Annotated in this window: 17 protein-coding genes, 6 pseudogenes and 1 other annotated feature; of the genes and pseudogenes, 13 read left to right on the top strand and 10 right to left on the bottom strand. The window is 71.2% G+C overall.

All coding sequences use genetic code 11. From position 1 onward, the window contains the following. Positions 1-41: 41 nt before the first annotated feature. From WKH84_RS13085 to WKH84_RS13055, 7 genes and pseudogenes are all read right to left on the bottom strand, one after another. Complete coding sequence (locus WKH84_RS13085; protein WP_341853961.1) at positions 42-725, bottom strand: hypothetical protein; 684 nt, start codon at positions 723-725, stop codon at positions 42-44. A 249-nt stretch (positions 726-974) separates the two neighbouring features. After that, positions 975-1,781: a hypothetical protein gene (locus WKH84_RS13080; protein ID WP_341853960.1), complete on the bottom strand. Its 807-nt coding sequence runs from the start codon at positions 1,779-1,781 to the stop codon at positions 975-977. 339 nt (positions 1,782-2,120) lie between these two features. Further along, positions 2,121-3,038, bottom strand: a pseudogene (locus tag WKH84_RS13075) (exodeoxyribonuclease III). A gap of 211 nt (positions 3,039-3,249) precedes the next feature. Continuing rightward, positions 3,250-4,318, bottom strand: a pseudogene (locus WKH84_RS13070) (LLM class flavin-dependent oxidoreductase). A gap of 331 nt (positions 4,319-4,649) precedes the next feature. Next, a complete protein-coding gene (locus WKH84_RS13065) occupies positions 4,650-5,054 on the bottom strand; it encodes a hypothetical protein (RefSeq protein WP_341853959.1) in 405 nt (134 codons plus the stop codon). A gap of 81 nt (positions 5,055-5,135) precedes the next feature. Beyond that, a pseudogene (locus tag WKH84_RS13060) lies at positions 5,136-5,658 on the bottom strand (ferritin). Positions 5,659-5,763: 105 nt separating this feature from the next. Beyond that, entirely contained in the window at positions 5,764-6,813 is a 1,050-nt protein-coding gene (locus tag WKH84_RS13055) for a LacI family DNA-binding transcriptional regulator (RefSeq protein WP_341853958.1), read from the bottom strand. A 1,035-nt stretch (positions 6,814-7,848) separates the two neighbouring features. On the opposite strand from WKH84_RS13055, the gene WKH84_RS13050 reads away from it, so the two are divergent. The 13 genes and pseudogenes from WKH84_RS13050 to WKH84_RS12990 all read left to right on the top strand — a co-directional run bounded on the left by WKH84_RS13050 (position 7,849) and on the right by WKH84_RS12990 (position 21,074). After that, positions 7,849-9,231 (top strand): ABC transporter permease subunit, encoded by a 1,383-nt coding sequence (locus WKH84_RS13050; protein WP_341853957.1) that lies wholly within the window; start codon positions 7,849-7,851, stop codon positions 9,229-9,231. Positions 9,232-9,504: 273 nt separating this feature from the next. After that, positions 9,505-10,902, top strand: a complete 1,398-nt coding sequence (locus WKH84_RS13045; protein WP_341853956.1) for an ABC transporter substrate-binding protein — start codon at positions 9,505-9,507, stop codon at positions 10,900-10,902. A gap of 110 nt (positions 10,903-11,012) precedes the next feature. Next, a complete protein-coding gene (locus WKH84_RS13040; RefSeq protein WP_341853955.1) occupies positions 11,013-11,777 on the top strand; it encodes a glycerophosphodiester phosphodiesterase in 765 nt (254 codons plus the stop codon). A gap of 94 nt (positions 11,778-11,871) precedes the next feature. After that, positions 11,872-12,042 (top strand): annotated as a pseudogene (locus WKH84_RS13035) (glycerophosphodiester phosphodiesterase family protein); the annotation flags it as partial. Positions 12,043-12,100: 58 nt separating this feature from the next. Beyond that, the gene (locus tag WKH84_RS13030) at positions 12,101-12,595 is read left to right on the top strand and encodes a glycerophosphodiester phosphodiesterase (protein WP_341853954.1); all 495 of its coding nucleotides are present in this window, start codon (positions 12,101-12,103) and stop codon (positions 12,593-12,595) included. A 272-nt stretch (positions 12,596-12,867) separates the two neighbouring features. Further along, positions 12,868-13,251: a hypothetical protein gene (locus tag WKH84_RS13025; RefSeq protein ID WP_341853953.1), complete on the top strand. Its 384-nt coding sequence runs from the start codon at positions 12,868-12,870 to the stop codon at positions 13,249-13,251. A gap of 12 nt (positions 13,252-13,263) precedes the next feature. Further along, positions 13,264-13,473, top strand: coding sequence for a helix-turn-helix transcriptional regulator (locus tag WKH84_RS13020; RefSeq protein ID WP_341853952.1), 210 nt, complete (start codon positions 13,264-13,266; stop codon positions 13,471-13,473). Positions 13,474-13,606: 133 nt separating this feature from the next. After that, positions 13,607-14,519: pseudogene (locus WKH84_RS13015) on the top strand (NADP-dependent oxidoreductase). Between the two features lie 255 nt (positions 14,520-14,774). After that, on the top strand, positions 14,775-15,704 hold the full coding sequence (locus tag WKH84_RS13010) for a hypothetical protein (RefSeq protein ID WP_341853951.1): 930 nt from the start codon (positions 14,775-14,777) through the stop codon (positions 15,702-15,704). Further along, positions 15,701-17,200 (top strand): beta-N-acetylglucosaminidase domain-containing protein, encoded by a 1,500-nt coding sequence (locus WKH84_RS13005; RefSeq protein WP_341853950.1) that lies wholly within the window; start codon positions 15,701-15,703, stop codon positions 17,198-17,200. Before WKH84_RS13010 ends, WKH84_RS13005 begins: the two co-directional genes overlap by 4 nt. 43 nt (positions 17,201-17,243) lie before the next feature. Then, complete coding sequence (locus WKH84_RS13000; RefSeq protein WP_341853949.1) at positions 17,244-17,807, top strand: O-acetyl-ADP-ribose deacetylase; 564 nt, start codon at positions 17,244-17,246, stop codon at positions 17,805-17,807. A gap of 158 nt (positions 17,808-17,965) precedes the next feature. Next, positions 17,966-19,306 carry an NADP-specific glutamate dehydrogenase gene (gdhA, locus tag WKH84_RS12995; RefSeq protein ID WP_341853948.1) on the top strand — a complete coding sequence of 447 codons (1,341 nt, stop codon included), beginning with the start codon at positions 17,966-17,968 and terminating at the stop codon, positions 19,304-19,306. Between the two features lie 479 nt (positions 19,307-19,785). Further along, positions 19,786-21,074, top strand: a pseudogene (locus tag WKH84_RS12990) (IS3 family transposase). On the opposite strand, the gene WKH84_RS12985 reads toward WKH84_RS12990, so the two are convergent. The 3 genes from WKH84_RS12985 to WKH84_RS12975 form a co-directional block, all read right to left on the bottom strand. Then, positions 21,035-21,514, bottom strand: a complete 480-nt coding sequence (locus WKH84_RS12985; RefSeq protein ID WP_341853947.1) for a transposase — start codon at positions 21,512-21,514, stop codon at positions 21,035-21,037. The pseudogene WKH84_RS12990 and the gene WKH84_RS12985 sit on opposite strands and share 40 nt — an antisense overlap. Further along, positions 21,110-21,237: a sequence feature (AL1L pseudoknot), on the bottom strand. It overlaps the preceding gene by 128 nt. A 182-nt stretch (positions 21,515-21,696) precedes the next feature. Then, positions 21,697-22,713, bottom strand: a complete 1,017-nt coding sequence (locus WKH84_RS12980) for a hypothetical protein (protein WP_341853946.1) — start codon at positions 22,711-22,713, stop codon at positions 21,697-21,699. After that, complete coding sequence (locus WKH84_RS12975; RefSeq protein ID WP_341853945.1) at positions 22,629-24,764, bottom strand: DEAD/DEAH box helicase family protein; 2,136 nt, start codon at positions 24,762-24,764, stop codon at positions 22,629-22,631. Before WKH84_RS12975 ends, WKH84_RS12980 begins: the two co-directional genes overlap by 85 nt. Between the last annotated feature and the right edge of the window lie 17 nt (positions 24,765-24,781).

Here is a 24,781-nt window from a genome sequence, read left to right as displayed (position 1 = left end):
CCGACGTCGCCGGGCGGAAGCTCGCGGCGCGGGCGGGTTGCTCAGCCGAGCGCGCCGGCGATGACGCCGTCCGCGCGGTGCGACACGGCCGCGAGCTCGGCGCGGGTCACCGCCTGCTCGCCCTGCCAGTGCGTCGACCCGTCGGGAGCCATCCCGGCGCTGGTCAGCCAGGCCACATCCTGTGACAGCCCTGCGGGGAGGTTCTTCCCCTCGGCCGCGCCGGGCCCGTCAGCGCCGCCGGCGGGCCAGACCGCGCCGATCCCCGCGAGGGCGGGACGCAGCGGCGCGGCGAGCATCCCCGAGGCCCCCTCGCGGGTCGCGCGGGCCTCGGGATGGACCTTCAGCTCGGCATCGCCCCAGAGCGCGCCGCGGCCGTGCGACCACAGCAGGGCGGAGGCCTGCTCCGGGTCCTCGCCGAGGTCGACGATGAGCACCGGCACGTCCTCGAGCGGCACCGCCGGGGTGCCTGCGAAGCGGTGCAGGGCCGCGGCGACCTCGCCCCGGGTCATGACCGCCTCCGGCGAGAAGGCGCCGCCGGCCGCGGGCGACACGCCGGTCTCGTCCGCCCAGACCATCGCCTCGAGCCCGGCATCGCCGTCGGCCACATCGGAGAACGGGCTGGTGGCGGGGCCGAGCAGGCGCGGGAGCGCGACCCCTGCGGAGATCGCGCCGACCACGGCGGCGGCCGCGGCGCCCGCGAGCAGCAGGGTGCGGCGCGGCGGCACGGACCGGGCAGGGGCGGGGCCGACGGGGCGTTGCTCCGGCGCTCGCGCGACGGTCCGCGGCGCGGCCGGGAAGGGGCCGCGGCCGCACCTCCGGCAGGGCCGGTGCGGCGGCGGAGGGCGGCTCCACGGTCGTCGGCGTCCCGGCAGGCACCGGTGCGGGTGCCGTGGGGGTCACGAGCACGGCGCGGGCGGCGGCCGGGGCCGGGGCGCCGGGCCGGTCGGGGCGCAGGCGAGGCGCCGCAGGTCGTCTCAGAGCCACCGCAGCTCCTGCATCCGTCGCACGATCGCCCAGCTCAGCACCAGGTTCCCCCAGCCGTTGAGGTGGATGCCGTCGGAGGCGATCAGCGGCGGCGGCACCACGGCCCGGGCGAGGGCGTCGTGGGTGGTGCCCTGCTCGAGCGGCTGCAGCGGCGCGAGCGGGGAGCTGGCCAGGCCCTCCTCCCCGGTCAGCAGATGCTTGCACGTCCAGGAAGTGATCGCGATGAGCTTCCGCGAGTCCGGCGTTGACCTCGGCGACCGCCTCGCCCGTCGCCGAGCCGGCCTCGTCGTGCTCCGTGCACCAGTGGCCGAGGACGAGCGTGTCACCGGGCGGGGCGGCCTCGGCCATCCGGGCGGTGTGCTCGAGCACTCCCTCGACGTCGCGGATGTTGTTCTTCCCCATCCACAGCACCTGCCGCGATCCCTCCGCGATCTCGGCGAGCGAGGAGACGAACACGCCGCCGGTGACCGCGTCCGCGGGGTCCGACGGGGTGAAGTACCAGGTCCCCGAGCGCCGTCGAGGATCCCGTCGACGTCGTCGACCCGGCCCGGCACCCGGATCGGGCCGGACGGGGCGAGGTCGGAGTCGAGCGTGACCTCGAGGCGGGAGGTGCCCGGCTCGGGATCGCCCCGGCCGATCAGCGTCGGGGTGTCCAGGCCGCGCTGGAGCAGGGTGTGCCGGGACCAGGTCGCGCCCACGCCGAAGGGGTGCACGGGAGCGGGGGCCGCCGCGAGCGCGAGGTGCTCGTGGATGCGCACCGGCACGGCGGTCGCCTCGTCGCCGCCCTCGGAGCTCATCGAGGAGGAGCCCCACAGCGTCAGCGCAGGGGCCTCGGACTCCGGATGCAGCAGGCGGCGCGCGGCCTCGGTGCCGGTCAGGGTGGAGGACGGGGAGGAGGGTGCGACAGGCGCGGCCGGGGCGGCGGCATGCTTGCGGCATCACGGTCCTCCGTGCTGGTCTGTGGGGCGAGCGCCCCACCGACGCTCACGGCGCCCAGCTTACTCGACGGGAACTTCAGCGGAAGGGGCGCGGAGACGGACCACCGGGTCTCGTGGCGGGCCCGCGGGGCCCGGCCCGTCGGCCGACGGGCGGCCTGCGGGCGGCGGCGTGCGTTTCCGCGCTGACCGGGTGCAGGGTCAGCCCAGCTCGTAGTCGACGACGACGGGGGAGTGGTCCGACAGGCGCATGCCCTCGTGCTCCCGGTCCACGGCCGCGCGCACCGCCGACCGCGCCAGGCGCGGCGTGGCCAGGTGGTAGTCGATCCGCCAGCCGGCGTCGTTCGCGAAGGACTGCCCGAGCCAGGACCACCACGAGTAGGGGCCGTCCTCGTCCGGGTGCAGGCGCCGCACCACGTCCACGAGCTTGCGCGGGGAGAGCCGCTGTCCGAGCCATTCCCGCTCGTCGGGAAGGAACCCGTCGGTCTGCTGGTTGCGGCGCCAGGCGGCGAGGTCCTGCCGGGTGTGGGCGATGTTCAGGTCGCCCATCAGCAGGAACTCTCGCCCCGCGGCCGCGGCGGCACGGCGCGTGCGGGTCAGGTAGCGGGCGAAGCCGTCCATGAACTGCATCTTCCGCGCGTACTTCGCACCGCCGTCGGGCGCCTCCCGCATCCGCTCGGGCCGCTGCAGGTGCGCGGGCGACCCGCCCTTGGGCAGGTAGAGGCAGGCGATCGTGACCGGGGCGTCCGCGAGGTCCACCTCGAGGTACCGACCCTCGGCGACGAAGCGCGAGAGTCCGCGGGCGAGCGGCACCCGGTCCTCGGCGGGGATCGGGGCGAGCGCCTCGTCGGGCGCGCCGAGCGGCCGCCGCCCCGGACCAGGTGCGCACCGCCGCGGGCGGCCGACGGGTCAGCACCGCGACCCCGTTCCGACCCGGCGGCGTCCCGGTCTCGAGCGCGACGTGGAAGTCGCCGAAGGCCCCTCGGGCGCCTTCGCGGCCTGTGCCCGCACTTCCTGCGGCGCGATCACGTCGCGGCCTCGCGCGACGAGCCAGTCGCCGAAGCCCCGACGATGGGCGGCGCGGATCCCGTTGACGTTGGCGGAGGCGATGCGGAGCATCCCCGCAGGCTACGCGGTGCCGTGCCGCCTCGGGCTCGTCGTCGCAGGATGGTCTGCGCGGGCGTTATACGGCACGTCGTGGCGATATCGCCACTACGTGCCGTATAGCGCCGGTACGTGCTGGGGCCGCCCGGCCGCTCGTCCGCCGGGGCCGCTCGTCCGCCGGGTCCGCCCGTCCGCGCCGAGTCTGCTCGTTCGCCGGACCGTCGCCTCAGGCGGTGACGGGGTCGCCGACGACGGGGCCCTCGGTGTTCGGCTTCCAGCCGAGCGCCGGCGCGACGTGCGTCGCGAAGTTCTCGAGGATCTCGAGGTTCAGGTCGACCCCGGCCTGGCTCGGGATCGTCAGCAGCAGGGTGTCGGCGGACATCACGGCGGCGTCGGCCTTCAGCTCCTCGATCAGCCGGTCGGGCTCGCCCACGTAGGTGCGGCCGAAGGTGGAGCGGGTGCCGTCGATGATCCCGATCTGGTCGCCGCCGCGCCGCCGCCCGCGCCGAACAGCGCCCGGTCGCGGTCCGAGAGGATCGGGAAGACGCCGCGGGAGACGGAGACGCGCGGGATGTGCGTGTGCCCGGCCTCGCGGAACGCCTCGCGGAAGACGTCGATCTGCTCGGCCTGGAGGTCGCCGAAGGCCGAGCCGTTCGCCTCGGTGAGCAGGGTCGAGCTCATCATGTTCAGGCCCTGCTGCCCGGTGCGCTCGGCGGTCGCTCGGGAGCCGGAGCCCCACCAGATGTGGCGGATGAGCTCCTCGGACTGCGGCTCGATCGCGAGCGGGGCGTGCGGGGCGGCATCGGACATGTAGGGCGCGCCGCCGCACGGGTCATCGGGTGGCCCTGGATGGCCTGCAGGAAGGTCTCGAACTTCGCCGCGGCGATGTCCGCGCCGCGCGGGTCGGTCGAGCCGGTGTAGCCGAAGGACTCCCATCCGCGGTCCGCCGCCTCGGGCGCGCCGCGGGAGATGCCGAGCGCCACCCGCCCGTCGGCGATGTGGTCGAGGGCCGCGGCTTCCTCGGCGAGGTAGAGCGGGTTCTCGTAGCGCATGTCGATCACGCCCGTTCCCACCTCGATCCGTTGCGTGCGTGCGGCGACCGCCGACAGCGGCGGCATCGGTGCGGCGGACTGGCGGGCGTAGTGGTGGACGCGGAAGTAGGCGCCGTTCACGCCGAGCTCGTCGGCGCCGACCGAGATGTCGATCGCGTCGTGGAGCATCTGGCGGGCGGTGATCCCGCCCTGGGCGGGGTTGCCGCCGTAGTGGCCGAAGCTGAGGAATCCGAAGGCACGCATGGCCGCACCCTATCAACTAGTTGAAAACGGGATCAGCGGTGAGGGAAGGGGGCCGCCATGACCGTGAGCGCCCCGAGAAGGCTCTCGTGCTGGCCGACTCCTCCGCCTGGCACGACTGGCTCCTCGCGCACGAGGGCCGTTGGCGACGGCGAATGGCTCCTGCGCGCGCTGAGGGGGCACCGCGAGGTGCCGACGCGCATCGTGCCCGGCGCGCCCGCGGGGCGCCGCGACCGTCGTGCGGCCGCGAGGTGCGCTCGCCTCCGAGTCGAGCGCCCGACGACGCCCCGCGATCAGCTCTGCGTCGAGTCGCCGCCCACGACCAGCGCGAACATCACGCCGAAGCGGTCGACGACCTGGCCGTAGTGGTCGCCCCAGGGTGCGAGCTCGAAGGGCATCGCGACCTTCCCGCCGCCCTCGGCGATCCGTGCGAAGAGGTCCTTCGCCGACTCCGCGTCCTCGAGCCCGATGAGGAAGGAGTAGACGTCCGAGCCCAGCGGCGGCGCTCGTCACCGGGCCCGCCGATCGCGTCGCCGCCCGAGACGGCGAACAGGCCGCCGGTGAGGGTGGCGTGGGCGACCGCGCCACGCGGCGGGGTGAAGGGGAAGCCCGAGAGATCCGGGATCTCGTCGTAGGTCATCATCTCCAGCTCGCCGCCGAACAGCTCCTGCCAGTGGGTGAGGACCTCCTGGCCATTGCCGGGGAAGGCGATGTAGGGCGAGTTCTGCGGTCGCGGCATCCTGACCTCCGGGTTCGTCGGCGGGCGGCGACGTCGCGGCCCGGGGCGTCAGTCTTCCACGCCCCGGGCCGCGAGGGAGGCTCAGTCCTCGTCGGCCTCGGTGGACTCGGTGGGACGGGCGCCGAGCTCGGCGTCCAGGCGCGAGAGGCCGGAGCCGTCCTCGCCGATCAGCTTCACGCGCCCGATGATCTCGGAGACGGTGGCCTCCTCCTCGATCTGTTCGTCGACGAACCAGTTCAGCGAGCGGGCGGGAGTCGTAGTCGCCCTCCTTGTCAGCGCTGCGGTAGAGCTCGCGGATCGCCTCGGAGACCTTCTCCTCGTGGGCGAGGGCGGCCTCGAAGATCTCCAGCACCGAGAGGCCGGGCTTCACACCGGGCTCGGAGAGGGCGCCGATCGCGGCGTGGTTGCCGCGGTCCGAGACGTGCTGGATGAACTTGTTGGCGTGGACGATCTCCTCGTCGGCCTGGTGGCGCGCCCACGCGGCGATGCCGGGGAGGTCCTGCTCATCGGCCTCGATGGCGAGCTGGCGGTAGGTGATCGATGCGGCGAACTCCAGGGTGATCTGGTCCTGGAACTTCTTCTCGAGATCGTTGCTCATCTTCATGAGGACGACGGTAGTCCTCCGACCGGTCGTTGTCACCCCTGGCAAGCCTTCCCTGACCTGCAGTGATGTACTTCGGGCAGGCTTTCCTGACCGTGCGCGGCCAGCTCAGCTCCGCAGGTGAGCGGGCACGGGCCCGAGGGTGGGTCCGGGCACGAGCTCCCCCTCGACGAGCGTGTCTTGCGCGGGCGGCGGGGCGACGGCGAGCGGGCCCTCGGGGTCGTCCTGCGCGGCGACGAGCGGCTCCTCCATCCGCTCGACCGCCCGGGCGGCGACCTCCTCGACGGGCAGGCGCACCGTCGCGAGCCCCACCAGGTCCAGGCCGTCGCCGAGCCCGTCGAAGCCGAGGGTGCTGACGTCCTCGGGGATGCGCACGCCCCGCTCGGCGGCGGCTCGCAGCAGGTCGAGGGCGACGTAGTCCACGGGGCAGACGATGCGGCTCGCGCGCTCCTCGCGCGCGGTGTCCAGGGCGCGCACCACGCCCTGCTCCACCGGCGACAGGTCCACGGGGAGGGTGGCGATGCCGAGCTCCGCGCACCGCTCCACCAGGTCGCGGATCCGCAGGTCGAACACGCGCGAGTAGAGCAGCGGCGCGGTGAGAACGACGACCCGTCGGTGCCCGTGCACGGCGATCTCGTCGGCGACCGCGCGGCCGTGGGCGCGCTCGTCGTAGCTGATGGACTCGATGCGGGGGTGGTCGTTGGGGCGGCCGACGATCATCAGCGGCACCGAGGTCACGGTCTCCACGAGGTCCTCGGCGGCGGTCACGCCGGTGCCGACGAACACCCCGGCGACGCGCTGACCGAGCAGGCGCCGCGACCCGGCCACCTCGGCGGTGCCGTAGTCGTGGCGGGAGGCGGTCACGGAGATGAGGGTGCGCCCCGCCCGCTCGACCGCCCGGTTCGTCTCGGAGAGCAGATGCCCGTAGGCGGGGTTCGTGCCGTCGCGGATCAGCAGGCCCAGCTGGCGTCCGTGGCGCATGGCGAGTCCGCTGGCGACGAGGTTGTGCACGTAGCCCAGGCGCGTGGCGGCCTCGTGCACGGCGATGAGGGTGTCGGGGGAAACCCGCTCCCCGTCGTTCTGGAAGACCCGCGAGACCGTGGAGCGCGAGACCCCGGCCGCGCGGGCGACGTCCTCCATGGTGGGCTGGCGCGGCATGGCGGCTCCTCCCGTCCCGGATGCCTCGGGGCGCGGCACGGGCACTCCGGTGCGCGTCGTGTCGGCGGCTGGTCCGGGGCAGGATAGCCCGGCCGGAAGGGCGCCGCGGACCGCCCAGGTGACCTGCAGGTGAAGACCGGGGGAGGGGGTCCGGAGCGCGACCGGGCCGACGATGAACAGTCGTCACCGGGACGATGAACGTCCGGTGGACGCGCGGCGGACCGAGGGTGCCCGGGGGTTCCCGGAGGCCGGATGAGCGCGGCGTGGGAGCGCTCCCACCTGCGAGGTCAGGCGCTGTTCACGGTCGGTTCACCGAGTTCGACGGCTCCTTGGCGGATCGTCCCGCACCTTCCTACGGTGGCCTCGTCGAGGACGCCGGCGCCCGCCCCACGGCCGCAGGGATCCTCGACGTGCCCGCTCCTGGACCCCGGTCCTGCGCGCGGGCGAGGCGGACCCGCGAGTCCGTCGACGGCCGCCCGCCCCGGGCAGGGCGCGTCCGTCGCGCGCCCCGTCGTCCCCCGACAGCCCTCCGGGCCGTCCCGACCAGGAAGCTGGGAGCGCTCCCATGACAACCCCCGTCCGCACCCACGGCCCGGACCGCACGGCCGCCGCCGGCGCCGGTGAGTCGCCGAGCGAGGCGACCGCCGAGTCCGCGCCCGCCGGCGCGACCCCCGCCGCGCGCGGCCCGCCCGTCGGCGCTCCCCCAGCGCCGCCGCCGCGCCCGTCGCGACGCGCCGCTTTGCTCTTCCTCGCGCTGATCGCCCCGAACTTCCTCGCGATCATCGTCTTCTCGTACTACCCGGCGCTGTACAACATCGGGCTGAGCTTCTTCGAGTGGGACTTCGTCGAGCCCGTCCCCGAGTGGGTGGGCGCGCAGAACTACGTCGACCTGTTCACCTCGGCGAGCTTCGGCCAGGTCCTGATGAACACGCTGATCTTCACCGGGGTCAGCGTGATCGGCTCCCTCGTGCTCGGCCTCTTCTGCTGGGCGACCTGCTGGCCACGAAGGTCCCGTTCACGGGCTTCGCGCAGACCATGGCGTTCGCGCCGCACATGCCGCCCGGCGCCGCCGTCGGCATCCTGTGGCTGTTCATGTTCGACCCGAACTACGGCCTCTCCCGCTGGGCGTTCTCGCTGTTCGGCGCGGACTCCCCGGCGTGGACCACGACATCGGACTGGTCGCTGTGGTCGATCACCATCGCCTACACCTGGCGCCGCCTCGGCTTCGTCACGGTCATCTGCTACACCGCGATCCTCGACCTGCCGAAGGACCTCTACGAGGCCGCGGCCCTCGACGGCGCGCACGGCTGGAAGCTCTTCCGCCACCTGACCCTGCCGCCGCTGAGCCCGATCACGTTCTTCCTCTCGATCACAGGCATCATCTCCGCCGCACAGGCCTTCGACATCATCTCGATCATGACCGACGGCGGCCCCGGGACCTCTTCCAGCACGCTGAGCTGGATGGTCTACGAGGAGGCCTTCCAGAAGTTCGACATCGGCGGCGCCTCGGCCGCCGCGACCGTCTTCGCTCGCGATCCTCCTGGTCATCACCTACGTGCAGGTCCGCTACGGCGAGAAGAAGGTGAACTACGACTCATGAGCACCCTGAGCTCCGCCCCCTCCGCCCAGCTCCCCGACGGGACGGCCGCCCCCGCGGGCACCTCCGTGCCGCGCAACACCGGCCGACGCCGCGGCCCCCGCCGTCGACCCTGGGTCACCGCGCCGCTGATCGCCGGCGTCCTCGCCACGATCGCGGTGTTCCTGGTGCCGCTGTACTGGCTGTTCTCCTCGGCCCTGAAGCCGCACCAGGACATCTACAGCTGGCCGCTGCAGTGGATCCCCACCGAGCTGACGTTCTCGAACTTCGTCGGCGCCTGGGAGGCCGCGGCGTTCGACCGCTTCTTCCTGAACTCGATCATCACCACCGGCGTCGGCACCGTGCTCGAGATCGTGCTCGCGATCCTGTGCGCCTACGCCTTCGTGTTCGTCGAGTTCCGGTTCAAGAAGATCGTGTTCGGCCTGATCGTCGCCTCGCTGATGTTGCCGGGCCACGTGACGCTGATCGTCAACTACATCACCGTGGCGAACCTCGGCTGGCTGAACACCTACGCCGGGATCATCCTGCCCGGCATCGCCAGCGCCTTCGCGATGTTCCTGATCTACCAGCACATGCGCACGATCGACAAGGACATCCTGCAGGCCGCGGAGATCGACGGCGCCGGCCACATCCGCCGCATGCTCACCATCGTGGTGCCGCTGTCGAGCCCCATGATCCTCACCGCCACCCTGATCGTCATGGTCGGGAAGTGGAACGAGTACGTGTGGCCGCTGATCGTCACCTCGACCGAGGACATGCGCACCCTCCCCATCGGGTCGCTGTTCCTGCGCGCCAGGAGGGCTACAGCAACTGGGGCGTGATCATGGCCGGCGCCGTGTTCGTCTCCCTGCCGATGCTGATCCTCTTCTTCCTCGCCCAGAAGCGCATCATCGGCGGCCTCGCCGCCGGCGCCATGAAGTGAGGCCGACGGGACGGCCCCGCGCCGTCTAGACCGTCCCGGGCCACTCCGGCCCGACCCCCGAACCCGCCGGACCGGGCGCACGAGCGCCCGGCCCCGGTCCCGCACGACCCGACGACCCCCGCACCACCGCTCCGGAGCACTCCGGCGCGGCCACGACCAAGGAGCGATGCACATGTCCCGCGGCCCCCTGAACCTCTCCCGCCGCACGATGATGGCCGCCCTCGGCCTGGGTGCCGGCGCCGCCGGCCTCGCCGCCTGCGGCGCCCCGAACGGCGGGGGCGGCGGCGGCGCCGACAGCGCTGTCCGCGAGGACTTCACCCAGGCCGACCTCACCGTCCCCTCCGAGTACGAGGGCCGCACCCCGATCCTGTTCTGGGCGCCCTTCACCGGCGTGAACTACGAGGTGCTCGCCAAGCAGTTCGCGGCCTTCAACGAGTCCCAGGGGGACATCGTCGCGATCGCCGAGTCCGTCGGCGCCTACGCCGACCTCAACCAGAAGTTCACCGCCGCCCTCCAGGCCCGCACTGTCCCGGACATCGTCTGCTTCCCCGAGATGCAGTGGCTCCAGTTCCACAACTCCGACGCGCTCGCGCCGCTGGACAGCTACTTCGACGACGAGTGGAACCTCGACATCTACATCCAGAACTACGTCGCCGAGGGCAAGTCCGCCGGCGAGACCTACGTGGTGCCCTTCGCCCGCTCCACCCCGCTCTTCTACTACAACAAGACCCGCTACATCGAGGCGGGCCTGCCCGAGGAGGGCCCCGAGACCTGGGAGGACCTCGCCGAGTTCGCGCCGGAGCTCGCGAAGATCGAGGTCGAGGGCCGCCCGCTCTCCGCGATCGCGTTCAGCTCGGACGCCTGGCACGGCCAGGCCGACATCTGGGGCTTCGGCGGCGCGAACTCGAACGAGGAGTTCGAGGTCACGATCAACGACGACGCCGGCGTCGAGTGGCTGGAGTGGATGCGCAAGTTCGTCCACGAGGACGGCTACGGCTACCTCGCCCAGGACTCCGGCACCGACTTCGCCTCGGGCCTGGCCGCCGGCTGGCGCGGCTCGACCGCCTCGCTGACCGGCCAGACCGCCGCGACCGAGGGCGTCTTCGAGATCGGCACCGCCTACATGCTCTCCAAGGAGGGCCAGGACAAGCAGGTCCCCACCGGCGGCTCGGGCCTGTCGATCGTGCGCAGCGACTCCCAGGACCGCCAGGACGCCTGCGCGGAGCTGTTCCGCTTCCTCGCCCAGCCGGAGAAGTCCGCCGAGTGGCACATCGGCACCGGCTACGTCCCGATCGTCCAGGCCGCCGCCGAGACGCAGGCTGTCAAGGACCTCGTCGCCGAGAACCCCAACTACGGCGTCGCGCTCGCCCAGCTCGAGAACGCCCGCACTGCGGACTACACCAACTGGGACCAGGGCTCGGTCACCGAGATCGGCGCCGCCATGGGCCAGGTCTACGGCGACGGCGCGGAGCCGAAGGGCGTGCTCGACGCGCTCGCGACCACCCTCCAGGAGACCCTCGACGACAACCGCGAGGACTACGAGGCCGTGGAGTTCGAGGGCTGGAACTGAGCCTCCGGCCCTGAGCGTGTCCCGGTCGCCGTCGCGGCCGGGACCCGCCGCCCCGGGGCGGGCAGCGACGCCCCGCCCCGTCGACCACGTCACCCAGGAGAACCACCATCATGACCCCCACGCGACCCGCCCTCGTCGGACATCGCGGCGCCGCCGCCCTCGACCCCGAGAACACCCTGCGCTCCTTCCGGCGCGGCGTCGCCGAGGGCTCCGCGCCGCTCGAGTGCGACGTCCACCTCAGCGCCGACGGGCAGGACGTGATCATCCACGACGCGACTCTGGACCGCACCGCGCAGGCCGACTCCCCGCGCACCGGCGCGGTCGCCGAGCTGACCCGTGCCCAGCTGGACCGGGTGCTGGTCGGCGAGGGCGAGCACATCCCGACGCTCGCAGAGGCGCTCGATGCGGCCGTGCGCGAGGACGGCACCCGCGTGCCGCTGCTGGTGGAGATCAAGGCGCCCGGCGCCGTGGAGCGGGTGCTCGAGGTGCTCGCCGAGGAGTTCGGCGACGGAGAGGCGGAGGCGTGGGCGGATCCGTCGGCCGCCCCGGCGGTGCCGCTGTCCTTCCACGAGGAGCCGCCGCGCCGTGCGCTGGAGGTCGCGCCGTGGATCCCGCGGATGCGCACCACGTCGGCGACCAGCCCCGAGTGGTGGGACTCGTGCCGCGATCTCGGTGTCGCGCACGTCGGCGTGCGGATCGCCGACGCCCGTCAGGCCGACGTGGAGCGCGCGGCCGAGCTCGGCGCGGCCCTGAACCTGTGGACCGCGCGCACCGACGAGGAGCTCGAGCGGGCGCTCGAGCTGGGCTGTGACACGATCACCGTCGACGACCCGGTCTGGGCGGCGGCGCTGATGGCGAAGCCGCTCCCGGCCTGAGCGGGGGCAGACTGTCCCCCATCGACCGCATCCGCCCGTCCCTCTCCTCCGACAGGAGCACCATGACCCCGCAAGACACACCGCCCGCCCCGCGATCGTCGGCCACCGCGGCGCCTCCGCCCACGCCCCGGAGAACACGCTCGCCGCCTTCCGCCGTGCGATCGAGGACGGCGCCCAGGCGCTCGAGTGCGACGTCCACCTCAGCGCCGACGGCCAGGTGATCGTCATGCATGACGAGACCATCGATCGCACCGCCGCGGCGGACTCGCCCCTGCGCAGCGGCGCGATCGGCGACCTGACCCGCGGCGAGCTCGACACGGTGCTTGCTCGAGGAGGGGGAGAAGGTCCCCTCGCTCGCCGAGTCGCTGGAGATGACCACCGTGCCCGTGTTCATCGAGGTCAAGGTCGCCGGTGCCAGCGAGGCCGTCGCCGCGCGACTCGCCGCGCTCCCGGAGGACTCCCCGGCGAAGGCCTCCACCGTCATCTCCTTCCACGCCGAAGCGCTCGAGGCGATCCGTCGCGGCGACCCCGGCACGCCGGTCTCGTATCTCGTCGGCCAGGTCACCGAGGAGGAGATCCGGACCGCGCTGGAGCTCGGCGCCTCCGGGATCGGCCCCGGGATCGACGGGCTCTCGCTGGGTGCCGCGCGCGTCGTGCGCGAGGCCGGACTGCGCCTGAACCCCTGGACCGTGAACAGCGCCGCGCGCTCGACGTGGCCCTCGCCTGCGGCGTCGACACGATCACCACCGACGACCCGGCCTGGCTGCGGCGCGAGCTCGACGTGCGCGCGTGACCTCCGCTCAGGCTCCTGGGCGTGATGACCGACTCGGGCCCCTCGTCAGCCTCCTCGCCGCTCTCGAGAAGCCGGGGGAGAGGCCGCCCGCTGCAGGGGCGGGGGTCGAGTGCGCCGCGCCGCCGCCCAGTGCTGGAGGCCCTCGATGTGGGAGAGACCCCGACCTACGGAGTCAAGGGGGCTTGACTTAAGATGTCAAGAACCCTTGACTATACCGCCAAGGACGCCTTGCATTTTCGGTATGAGCACGACGGCGGCCATCCCGGCCGCCTCCGCCTCCCGACCGAAGGAGCCGTCATGACCGCCAGCCCCCGCCGAGCCAACCGCGCCTTCGGCCTGCGCTTCACCGCCGGCGGCGTGCTCTACGGCCTCGCCCTCCTCCTGGCCGGCGTGTCCGAGGGGACCGGCTTCCCCGCCTGGATCCCCGCCCTCCTGGTCGTCCCCGCCGTGGTGCTGATGGCCTGGGCGAACATCGAGATGTACCGCAGCGGCGACGAGTTCGAGCGCCGGAAGATCGCCGAGGCGATCCTGCTCGCTTTCGTCGTCTCCACCGCGACGATCCTCGCCGTCGGCGTCTTGCAGTTCTACCTGCCGCCGGCGCTGAACTGGATCTTCGCCTTCTCGATCCTCATGCTCTCGTGGATCGTCGGCACGATCGTCTCCGCCGTCCGATACCGCTGAGAGGAGCCCGCCGTGCGCAACGACATCAAGGCCCGCCGCGCCGAGTGCCGCTGGTCCCAGGCCGAGCTCGGCAAGGCTCTCGGCGTCTCCCGCCAGACCGTGATCGCCATCGAGAACGACAAGTACGACCCCTCCCTCCCGCTCGCCTTCGCGATCGCCCGCCTCTTCGAGGCCCGCATCGAGGACGTCTTCGACCCGGGGGAGCCCGAGGCCGACGGCTGAACCCCGGAGGCGCCCCCGGATCGGGCGCTCGAGGCCGACGCTCCCAGCCCGAAGCACCCGGTCCGATGCCCCCCGACGCGCCGAGCGCCCGCCCCGCGGGAATACGGGGCGGGCGTCATGCGTTCCCCACGCCATGAAGGCGATCACCTACAGCACCTATGGCGGCCCCGACGTCCTCGCTCTCACCGAGCTCGAGGACCCGAAGGTCGGCCCCGGCGAGATCCTCCTCGACGTCCGCGCCGCGGGCGTGAACCCGGTGGACTGGAAGGTCATGTCCGGCGGCCTCGACCCGCTGATGACCACCATCTTCCCAGTGATCCCCGGCTGGGACGTCGCGGGCGTCGTCGCGGCGGTCGGCCTCGACGTCCCCGAGTTCTCCGTCGGCGACGAGGTCATGGCCTACGCCCGCAAGGACTGGATCCAGGCCGGCTCCTCCGCCGAGAAAATGACCGTCCCCGTCCGCGCCGCCGCCCACAAGCCCGCCTCCCTCTCCTTCGAGCAGGCCGCGGCGGCCGCCGCTCTCCGGACTCACCGCCTACCAGTCCCTCCACCGCCTCGGCCTCGAGAGCGGGCAGACCGTGCTGGTCCACGGCGCGAACGGCGGCGTCGGCTCCTTCGCCGTGCAGATCGCCGCGGCCGCCGGCGCCCGCGTGATCGGCACCGCCTCCGAGCGCAACCACGAGCGGTCGCGCGACCTCGGCGCCGAGCCCGTCGAGTACGGCGACGGCCTGGAGGAGCGGGTCCGCGCGCTCGCCCCGGAGGGCGTCGACCTCGTGGTCGACTACGTCGGCGGCGTGCTCGAGCAGACCCTGGCCGTGCTCAAGGACGGCGGCCGCCACGGCTCCGTCGCCGACGACGCCGTCACCGCCTCCGGCGGCGAGTACATGTGGGTGCGTCCCGACGCCGCGGACCTCGGCGAGCTCGCCCAGGCCGGAGACCTCCGCATCGACGTCCAGCGCAGCTTCCCCCTCGCCGAGGCCGCCGACGCCTTCCGCGCCAACATGGAGGGCCACACCAGCGGGAAGATCGTCCTGACCGTCGGCTGACGCGGGAGTGCGCGGGCGGCCGACGAGCCGCCCGCGGCGGCGCACCCCGCCGGCGCAGGGCCGGCCCGCGTCGTCGCCGAGGCGCACGGCGAGCCCGCGGCCGACGGTGCCCATGCGCCGGTCGCGGTGACGTCCCGCACTCGCTTGATACGGTGACGACGCCCTGTGGGGCGCCTCACATGAGACCTGCCGGCGGCGCCCCGCGCATCCCCACACCGCCGCGCCCGTCGCGTGCGCGGATCGGAAGGCCCCGCTGTGAATCGTTCTGCAGACGTCTCTCCTCCCACCTCCTCCCGCGTCGCCGCCGCGCCGCCGCGCCACCTCTCCCGCCGCTCCGCGCTCGGCCTCGGCCTCGCCGCCGGCGGTGCGAGCCTCCTGCCCGTGGGTGCCGCCCGCGCCGAGGGCGGCACCCGTGACGCGGTCCCCGCGCTCCACCCCGCCCCGCAGTCCCTCACCGGGACCGGGAAGCCGCTGCCCCCTGACCCGGCGCGCGCAGGTCCTGGTGGGGGAGGGGGCCGACGAGCGGGCCCGCGAGGAGCTCGTCGGCCTCCTCGAGGAGGTGGCGTGCACGGCCGAGGTGATCACGGACGGCTCCGCGCCCGTCTCCGGCACCCGCATCCACCTCGGCACCCCCGAGGACAGCGCCGGGATCGTCCCCGCGCTCAAGGCGCTCGGCGCCGCGTCACCGGAGGGCCTCGCCGCCGACGGCTACGTGCTCGCCGCCGGCCGCGACCGCGGCACCGTCCTCGCCCTCGCCGGCCGCGGCGCCCGCGGCGCCTTCTACGCTGTCCAGACCCTCCGCCGGCTCCTCGCCGGACGAGCCCTGGTCCCCGAGGTCATCGTGCGCGACGAGCCGCTGATGGAGATCCGCGGCGCGATCGAGGGCTTCTACGGCATCCCCTGGTCCCACCAGGCCCGCCAGGACCTCTTCGCCTTCTGCGGCGCGCACAAGCTCAACACCTACATCTACACGCCCAAGGACGACCTCCTGCTGCGCTCGAAGTGGCGCGAGCTGTACGCAGGCGAGGAGCTCGAGAAGCTCGCCGAGCTGGTCGAGACCGCGAACGCCCACCACGTCGACTTCACCTACGCTCTCTCTCCCGGCAACGACATCGTCTACGGCTCCGACGCGGACCTCGAGGCGACCGTGACGAAGTTCGAGCAGCCTGCGGGAGCTGGGCGTGACCAGCTTCTACATCGCACTGGACGACATCCCCTGGGAGCTCGGAGAGGAGGACGCCGCGCAGTTCGACTCGCTCGCCGCCGCCCAGGCGCACTACCTGAACCGCGTGCAGACCGAGTACGTCACCGCCCACGACCTCGCCCCGCTGCAGACCGTCCCCACCGAGTACTGGGGCTCCGGCCCCAGCGACTACAAGACCGCCTTCGGCGAGGGCATCGACCCCGCGATCCGCGTCCAGTGGACCGGAGAGGGGGTCTTCTCGCCTTCGGTCACCGAGGAGTCCGTGGTCGCGGCCGTGGAGTCGTACCGGACGGAGCACCTCTACATCTGGGACAACTTCCCGGTCAACGACGGCCGACGCGCACGGCTCTTCCTCAACCCCCTCGAGGGCCGCGCGCCGACCCTCCACGAGCACCTCGCCGGCTTCACCGCCAACCCGATGATCCAGCCCTACGCCTCGCTGATCTCGCTGGGGAACTACGCCGACTACTGCTGGAACCCGCCCGTCTACGACGCGGCCGAGTCCTGGGACGCGGTCGTCGACGAGCTCGCCGGCCCCGAGGAGCAGATCCGCTCCGACCTGCGCGTCTTCGCGGACCTGCACCAGAACTGGCCCTACCGCGCCGGCTCCCCGCTCGCCCCCGCGCTCGAGGAGGATCTCGAGGCGTACTGGGAGGCGAGCGCCGAGGGAGGGGCCGACGGCATCGCGCTGGTCGAGCGCCTGACGACGATCACGGGCCTCGAGGACTCCCTCGCGGGCATGGCCGAGCAGGGCTTCTTCGAGGACGTCGCGCCGTGGATCGTCGCGGGCGCCCAGTGGGCAGAGGGCCTCCTCGCCCAGCACCAGATGATGGCCGCGCCGCAGGCCGGCGAGCACGAGGCCGCCTCCGAGGCGGCGGCCCGGGCGGCCGAGCAGTTCGCGCTCGCCGGCCGCGCCACCGTCCCCGATCAGCGCGAGGACGGGGTGTACCGGGAGGACCAGATCGTCCCCGTCGTCGCCGCCGGGCTGTTCGAGACCTTCGCCGCCCGTGCCTGGGAGGTCTTGCGCGAGGTGCTCCCGGACGATCCGTCGCTGCCCTTCCGCGGCCTGCCCGCCACCGCCACCACGACCCTCGACACCTACCAGGACTATGCCCCCGAGCGCATGGCCGACGGGGCCCTCTCGACCTTCTTCTGGTCCGACGGCGCCCCCGCGGTCGGCGACGAGATCCGCATCGACCTCGAGGAGAGCCACGAGATCACCTTCGCGCGCGTGCAGATGGCGCGCAGCGACGACACCCCCGGCGACCAGATCCAGCACGGCGTGCTCGAGCTGTCGGCCGACGGGGAGAGCTGGACCGAGGTGGCGAGCACCGACGGCTCCCCGCTGGTCGAGGTCACGCTCGACGCCCCCGTCGCGACCCGGGCCGCGCGCCTGCGCGTGACCGAGGAGAATGACGGCGGGAACTGGGTGCAGGTGCGCGAGTTCGCGCTCGGCGAGGAGCCGCCGGCGTCCTGAGCGCCCGGCCCGACACGCAGAGCACGCACCGAGGAGGAGCATCATGACGATCGCCGACGGAGCCCCGCTGATCACCCTTCACCGCGGCGACATCACCCGCGTGACCGACGTCGACGCGATCGTCAACGCCGCGAACTCCACCCTCCTCGGCGGCGGCGGGGTCGACGGCGCGATCCACCGCGCCGCCGGCCCCGGCCTGCTCGCCGAATGCCGCACGCTGGACGGCTGCGAGACCGGCGACGCGAAGCTCACCGGCGGGCACGAGCCGCCCGTCCCGCACGTCCTCCACACCGTCGGCCCCGTCTGGTCTGCCCACGCCGACGGGGCCGGTCGCGCCCGGCGCGACGCCGAGCTCGCCTCCTGCTACCGGCGCCGCCTCGAGGTCGCGCACGAGCACGGCCTCTCCCGCCTCGCCTTCCCCTCGATCTCCACCGGCGCCTACCGCTTCCCCCTCGACCGCGCCGCACGCATCGCGATCGAGAGCCTGCGCGAGACCGCGTCGCGGCTCGGCGGGGACTGGGAGCTGCGCCTGGTCCTCTTCGACGACGAGACCCTCGCCGCCTACGAGAAGGCCCTCGAGGGTCGTCGCGACGACGCTCGGCTGTGACCCCCGTCTCGCCGATGCATGGCGAGACAGGCACGTGCATGTTCACTCACCGAACGTCCCGTGACCGCTCGATGCGGTGCCGCTACGCTGGCCCCGCTCCGCCCTCCGATCTCGAGGGTCCCGCGACGCCGGGCCTTCGGGCCCCTGAAAGGACTGCGATGCTCGACTCGACGCTCCAGGACACCTTCGACCGTGTGCTCCGCCGCAACCCCGGCGAGCCCGAGTTCCACCAGGCCGTCCGGGAGGTGTTCGAGTCTCTCGAGGTCGTCCAGGCCCGGCACCCCGAGTACCAGGACCACGGGATCCTCATGCGCCTGTGCGAGCCCGAACGCCAGATCATCTTCCGCGTCCCGTGGGTCGACGATGAGGGGAACGTGCAGGTCAACCGCGGCTTCCGCGTCGAGTACAACTCGGCTCTCGGGCCCTACAAGGGCGGCCTGCGTTTCCATCCGAGCGTCAACCTCGGCATCGTGAAGTTCCTCGGCTTCGAGCAGATCTTCAAGAACTCCCTGACCGGCCTGCCCATCGGCGGCGGCAAGGGCGGCTCCGACTTCGACCCGCACGGCCGCAGCGACGGCGAGGTCATGCGCTTCTGCCAGTCCTTCATGACCGAGCCGCACCGCCACATGGGCGAGTACACCGACGTCCCCGCCGGCGACATCGGCGTGGGCGCCCGCGAGATCGGCTACCTCTTCGGCCAGTACAAGCGCCTGACCAACAAGTACGAGGCCGGCGTGCTCACCGGCAAGGGCCTGGACTGGGGCGGCTCGCTCGTGCGCAAGGAGGCCACCGGCTACGGCGCGGCCATCTTCGCCGACGAGATGCTCAAGGCCCGCGGGAAGTCCTTCGAGGGCCGTCGCGTCGCCGTCTCCGGTTCCGGCAACGTCGCCCTCTACGCCATCGAGAAGTCCCGCCAGCTCGGCGGCCTCCCGATCACCGCCTCGGACTCCTCCGGCTACGTCGTCGACGAGAACGGCATCGACCTCGAGCCGCTCCAGCAGATCAAGGAGGTCGAGCGCGGCCGCATCCACGAGTACGCCGATCGCCGCGGCGAGGGCGCCCGCTTCGTCAAGGGCGGCGTCTGGGACGTCCCGGCCGACATCGCCCTGCCCAGCGCCACCCAGAACGAGCTCGACGCGGACGCCGCTCGGACCCTCGTGAAGAACGGCGTGCTCGCCGTCTCCGAGGGCGCGAACATGCCCTGCACCCCCGAGGCCGTCACCGTGTTCCGCGAGGCCGAGGTCGCCTTCGGCCCCGGTAAGGCCGCGAACGCCGGCGGCGTCGCGACCAGCGCGCTCGAGATGCAGCAGAACGCGAGCCGCGATGCGTGGAGCTTCGAGCACACCGAGGAGCGCCTCACGCAGATCATGAAGAACATCCACACCACCTGCCTCGAGACCGCCGAGGACATGGGTCGCCCCGGCGACTACGTGCTCGGCGCGAACGTCGCCGGCTTCCGCAAGGTGGCCGACGCGATGATCGCCTTCGGCGTGATCTGAGCCCCGCCGGGCCTGGCCCCACGGAGGCTCTTGCCCGCCGGGCAGAGTTGGGAGCCGATACCTGGTGGTGCGTCGGAGCCGCCTTGCACATCGATGGAGCACCGGCGACCGCTATCGCGATAGCGGTTGCCGGTGCTCCAGTCGATGCCGCCCTGGCGACCGACGGGTGTCGACGCCGCTTTCGGGCGTTTCCATCACCGTCGTCGTGATGCGGCCTCGGCCTTCTCGATCACAGGCCGCGCCGCCATGTAGATGCTTGCACACGATGGCCGCCATGAGACACGCGGCCCAGAAGCTCTCGGTGATAAGGCTGTAGCCGAGCGCAAGAGGCGCGAGGGAGAGGAGAGTGGTGGCGATCTCCTGGTGAACTCGTGGCTTCCTGTGCAGGGCCGCACGGATGGCAGTATCCGACTTCGTCGACAGGATGAATCGGCGCAGGTTTGATGCCGCTGCTGTGTGAGTCCGGAAGGATGGACAGCATGCCGGCGACGATCGATCCCCAGCCGCGCGCGAGGTGCGTGCGGCTCGCCAGGGAGCACCTCCAGGAGTACCCCACCCTGGCCGACGCAGTCACCGCGGTGGCTCGGCAGGAAGGCGTCTCGCGGGAGTCCGTCCGGCGCTGGCTCGCGCAGGCCGAGGTCGATGACGGAACCCGCCCCGGCATCACGAGCGAGGAGTCTGCCGAGGTCAAGCGAGTAAAACCGAGAACGAGCGGTCGCGCGAGGACAACGAGATTCTCCGCCGGGCCTCAATTTTCTTCGCGGGGGAGCTCGACCCCCAGAACCGCTGATCCTGGCCCTCATCGACGAGATGCGCGCCGAGGGCTATGCAGTCGAGTCGATCCTCCGCGTCCTGCGCCGGCAGGGCCTTGCGATCGCTGCACGCACCAGCCGGTCCTGGAAGCGACCGGCCCGCATCGCTGCCCGCACCGTTACAGACGCCCTGCTCGAAGTCAGGATCCGCGACCTCGCCTGGAGGGCCAACCCCGTCACCGGGTAGGTTCAGATGACGCCGGAGGGCCTCGACGGGCGGCGGAAGCGGGTCGTCCTGCTCCGCCGCCAGGAAGGCTTCGCCGGCACGTCCCGTGGCGCGGTAGACAGGGCGATGCGGACCCTGGGCCTCGAGGGCGTCAGGCGCGTCAAGAAGCTCCGCACGACGATTGCCGATCCTGACGGGAAGCGAGCCGGTGACCTGCTGAATCGCGACTTCATCGCTACCGCCCCGAACCGAGTGTGGGTCACGGACTTCACCTACGTCCGCACCTGCGCGGGGTACGTCTATGTCGCCCTCGTCGTGGACGTCTTCGCCCAGCGGATCGTCGGCTGGCACGCCTCAACGTCGAAGAAGGTCGACCTGGTCATGACCCCGCCGCGCATCGCGCTGTGACAACGAGAACGGGAAGGAAACCCAGGTTCACCAGGGAACTTGATCCATCACAGCGACGCCGGATCGCAATACACCGCCATTCGACTAACCGAGCACCTCGCCCTCGAGGGCATCGCCCCGCCGATCGGGACCGTCGGCGACGCCTTCGATAACGCGCTGATGGAAACGATCAACGGGCTCTACAAGACCGAATGCATCCGCACCACCGTCTTCCACCACGGCCCGTTCCTGACCCTCGCAGACGTTGAGTTCGCGACCCGCCGGCTGGGTCGACTGGAACAACAACCGACGCCTCCACGGCTCCCTCGCGATGCTCACCCAAGTAGAGACCGAGACGGCGCACTACGAGGCCCCCACCCGAGAGCCCGCACCCACAAAGTAGCGGCAGAGAACCTGGGCCGATTCATAGTAGGTGCTCGGCGCGATCAGGGTGCCCGCCGCGGTGAGCGTGCGGCAGATCGGCTCGACACCGAACTCGTGCTTGTGCTGGTCGATGAACTTCACGATCAACGCTGTGGGCGGTCGAGCTCCGCGCGAAAAAACCAAGGCCGACCTCAAGATCGCGTTAGCCCGGCGCGACTCACGCATTTCCTTCTCCAGCTCAGCGAGTCGTTCGGCGTCACTCGTCGTGGTCCCAGGCCGATGGCCCTCGTCGATCTCGGCCTGCCCGACCCAGTTCCTCAGAGTCTCGGGATTGATCCCGAGCCGCTCGCCCACACGACGGAACGTGCCTGACTTCGTTGCTGGATACTGCCGCGCGTCCACGGCCATCCTCGAGGCCCTCTCCCGAAGCTCATCGGGGTACTTCCTCGGTGCCGCCATGATCCCCATCCTCCCGTGGGATCAGAGCCTCCACCAGACCCTGGGCGATTCAGGGGCCCGGGTCGATTCCAGGGTGGCTCAGCCTGGTACCAATCGCGCGCTCCTTGGACAGCGATCCGCCGGAGCCTCAGAAGGCGTGCCTAATCTAAATCGGCCTGTGTACTCACCGACGGGCATCATGGTCACGGGTTCACCACTATCCGGAGCCGCGCCCCGATCGAGCCGACGGCCGACCACGCGGCCTGCATCAGATAGAGGGCCTGGAGGGCCTGAGGCCGCGGCTTTCTCGCGTTGGCGATGAATTCCTGCTTACTGAGGATGCCTGACGCGACTACCAGCACTTCGCGCTCGTAGCTGGGGTCTCGCAGTGCCGCCCAGGCCGCGCCTGCGGCCTCCTCAGCGGTGTGTGTGGACCTCAGGCGCGAGATACCGCCACCACTAACGCTCGCGTTCCAGTTTGCCGACCACCGCACCGCGACGGCGCTACTGTTGAAGCCCTCTGCTCCCGGCCTGATCGTTCCGAGGTGCTTCTGGGCTTGTGCGATGACGTCGTGAAGACCCGATGCTCCGTACCCCGGCGAAGTGGAGTCTTTCGCCTTCGCGTGGATGACCGTGAGACGTCGCGCGGTCGGATCGACAAGGTAGAAGTCGGCGGTCTCCCGGGCGTCGTCATCGCACACCAGGATCGCGTCCGTGGAGATCTGCCGACCGAGCAAATTCCCCTTAGCAACGCTGTCGCAGATAAATGCGAAGAGGTCGCCGGGCTCCCAGGCAGGCCCTGACCGCAGGCCACCTTTCTCGGAGGTGACGCCGGTGAACTTGTCCGTCCCAAGCGGCTGGTTCAAGGAGACTCCCGCCGTTCGATCGTCGAGCGCCAGACTGACGCGGGGGCGGAAGAATCCGGAATTCACATAGAATACAAGAGGCTGATCCTCTTTCGGACCATCCGTAACGATCACGCGGAACGCTTGCTTTTCGGACACCTCTGCTGAGAACGTTGCCGAACGCTCATCCGCGCGCCGGTAGGCGGTGTCGATCTCGTCGCATCGTAGTTCGTAGCGCGTGCCCGTCCAGGAGATGCGGGCGGGGAACGAGCGTGAACTGCCTTCGAGCGTCAGAGCGAACGCTCCATCGACGACATCGACGCACACGTCCTCCAACACGAGCGAACGGCCGGCGTCATCGACGTAGTTGGCCATGCCAGGGAAGTCGATGAGGACGTTTCGTGCGACCGGCTTCTCGCATTCGAAAGGTTCCGCGTACCGATCGAAGATCGGCGCAGTACCGCCGCGCCACGGTTCAACTGCTCGTCAACCATGCGAAGCCAACGAAGGTAGTTGGACACATCGAGGCGACCATCCTCTCGAACTCGACCATTGGTGAATCCCACATAACGTGAGACGACGCGATCGCTACTCCGGGATCCTGCAGTGGCAACTGAGCGCGCTTTACCCGAGATGGTCGAGGGTGCCTTGAAGTAATCTCCGAGGTCAGGAGAGAGGTCGATTAGGGAGTTTGCCGATTGCGACCGTGAGCGTTCAGCGACTAGTGATAGATCGGAGTTCTGAAGCGTGACACGGGTAAAGCGGTTGCGCGTCTCGTCGAACGCCTGGCGGAGGTCTGCCGCCGGCAAGACGTTGTAGCCCCGCGTAGCGAGGTCGTGGGCCACCGTCGACTGCACGTAGACGCGCCGACCGACGACCGCAAAGAAAGTGAAGCCGAGCCCGGAATCAACGAATGCCGACTCGGCTAAAAGCGGCGACTGTCGGGCGACGACGTGGAGCTGTAGAGCCCAGTGGGCATCCGGAAACTCTTCAGATTGATCCCTTCCGAATCGAGGACCAACAAGCTCTGCGTCTCGGTGCTCGAGAGACTGCTCGACGAGCGCCGTGAGATCCGCGAACGGATCGCTCACGTTCGCCGGTGCGAGGCAGGCCGTCACCGCAGTCGGCAATCGGATCTCGGATTCGGCAAGGTCGTCCGGGCTGAGCGGACTGCGGAACGCTCCGCCGACGTAGCCGGAGACCTGGCGTGCCACATCGACGATCGCAGCGACCGGGGTGGTCGACACATCGTTGACCTCGTCGAAGGCTACGAACGCTTCCCACGCACGCTTGAGGGACGCCGCATCAGGGGCAAGCACTCTCGCCTCCGGGTTCCGCTGCGGGTCACGGAGGACCCGACCGATCTGTTGGACGAGCGCCCGATGATTGCGAAACGGTGCGTACACGGCAAGTGCTCGGAACGAACCGTTATCGATGCCCTCGATGAGCTTGTTCTGATGCACCCAATACCGGGCGTGATGCCCGGCCGGGACGCGATGCAGTAGCCCCGCCGCCGCGTCCTGCTGAGAGAACCGCTGATGGATCCCTATCGCGCTCGCGCCTGCCGCGCGGAGCGCAGTCACCATATCGCGCACGTCCTGTTGGGTCGCGCGCCGCACGACCACTCGGTCGTCGTCGACCATGTGCGCGTCGATATAGCGCGTGAGGGATCGACCGAATTCGTCAATCGTCTCGCCATCGATAACATCAAAATTTGGACGCCGCGACCAGCCCTCCTCGATCGCCGTGCCGACCGGGTAGTGGAAGGAATTGCTCGGCTCGATCGCGAAGTACTTGCGGTCATTGCGGAAAGGCGTCGCGGTGAAGATCAGTGTGGGACGGGCCAGAGACCTCACGGCGCGCGCCCACGTCACCGCCGGCTCGTAGTGACCCTCATCGACGATCACGAGCTCGAGCCTTGATCTTAGTCGGGCCGAGAGCTGGGGAGTCAACTGCTGTAGCGCCGCCAGGGTCATAACCCAAACGGCCGGGGCGCCCTCGCTGGCCTCCAAGACCGCCTCGGCGTTCGAGGGCAAGATCCGCGTGACCGGGACCATGGCGTCGGAGTCGATCCGAGCGTGGCGCCAGAACCTCTCTTCGACATCGGAGCCCAGCCGCGTGGCAAGCGCGTCCCAGGGGCAGAGCAGCAGGACGCCGCCGCCCCGCGCGTGCCGCTGAGCGAGGTAGGCAATCACGCCGCTCTTGCCACTACCGGTCGGCATTGTGAGGAGGAAGCTTCGCGACTCGTCAGGGTCGCAGGCCTCAAGGAAGGTCTCGGCTGTCTGGACAGCATCCTGCTGGTAGGGGCGCAAGCGGGCCCGCACCACCTCCCAAGAAGGCGGGCGGAGATCAGCCTCATCCCGGAACTCTTTGAGGCTAGCGCAAGGCTTGAGCCCCGGTTTGCGGTCCTCGCCGGAACCGCTCATGTGGTTCCGCATCGAGG

The organism is Brachybacterium sp. GPGPB12, assembly GCF_038396325.1.
GTDB classification, from domain to species: Bacteria; Actinomycetota; Actinomycetes; order Actinomycetales; family Dermabacteraceae; genus Brachybacterium; species Brachybacterium conglomeratum.
Note: the sequence above shows the minus strand (reverse complement) of the source record. Positions and strands in the feature narration are given on the sequence as shown.

Excerpts from the sequence above, each read along its gene's own strand:
- WKH84_RS13080 (WP_341853960.1), bottom strand. The coding sequence starts at position 1,781 with ATGAGCTCCGAGGGCGGCGACGAGGCGACCGCCGTGCCGGTGCGCATC.
- WKH84_RS13065 (WP_341853959.1), bottom strand. The coding sequence starts at position 5,054 with ATGCCGCGACCGCAGAACTCGCCCTACATCGCCTTCCCCGGCAATGGC.
- WKH84_RS13055 (WP_341853958.1), bottom strand. The coding sequence starts at position 6,813 with ATGCCGCGCCAGCCCACCATGGAGGACGTCGCCCGCGCGGCCGGGGTC.
- WKH84_RS13050 (WP_341853957.1), top strand. The coding sequence starts at position 7,849 with ATGGCGTTCGCGCCGCACATGCCGCCCGGCGCCGCCGTCGGCATCCTG.
- WKH84_RS13045 (WP_341853956.1), top strand. The coding sequence starts at position 9,505 with ATGTCCCGCGGCCCCCTGAACCTCTCCCGCCGCACGATGATGGCCGCC.
- WKH84_RS13040 (WP_341853955.1), top strand. The coding sequence starts at position 11,013 with ATGACCCCCACGCGACCCGCCCTCGTCGGACATCGCGGCGCCGCCGCC.
- WKH84_RS13025 (WP_341853953.1), top strand. The coding sequence starts at position 12,868 with ATGACCGCCAGCCCCCGCCGAGCCAACCGCGCCTTCGGCCTGCGCTTC.
- WKH84_RS13000 (WP_341853949.1), top strand. The coding sequence starts at position 17,244 with ATGACGATCGCCGACGGAGCCCCGCTGATCACCCTTCACCGCGGCGAC.
- gdhA (WP_341853948.1), top strand. The coding sequence starts at position 17,966 with ATGCTCGACTCGACGCTCCAGGACACCTTCGACCGTGTGCTCCGCCGC.
- WKH84_RS12985 (WP_341853947.1), bottom strand. The coding sequence starts at position 21,514 with ATGGCGGCACCGAGGAAGTACCCCGATGAGCTTCGGGAGAGGGCCTCG.
- WKH84_RS12980 (WP_341853946.1), bottom strand. The coding sequence starts at position 22,713 with ATGGCCAACTACGTCGATGACGCCGGCCGTTCGCTCGTGTTGGAGGAC.
- WKH84_RS12975 (WP_341853945.1), bottom strand. The coding sequence starts at position 24,764 with ATGAGCGGTTCCGGCGAGGACCGCAAACCGGGGCTCAAGCCTTGCGCT.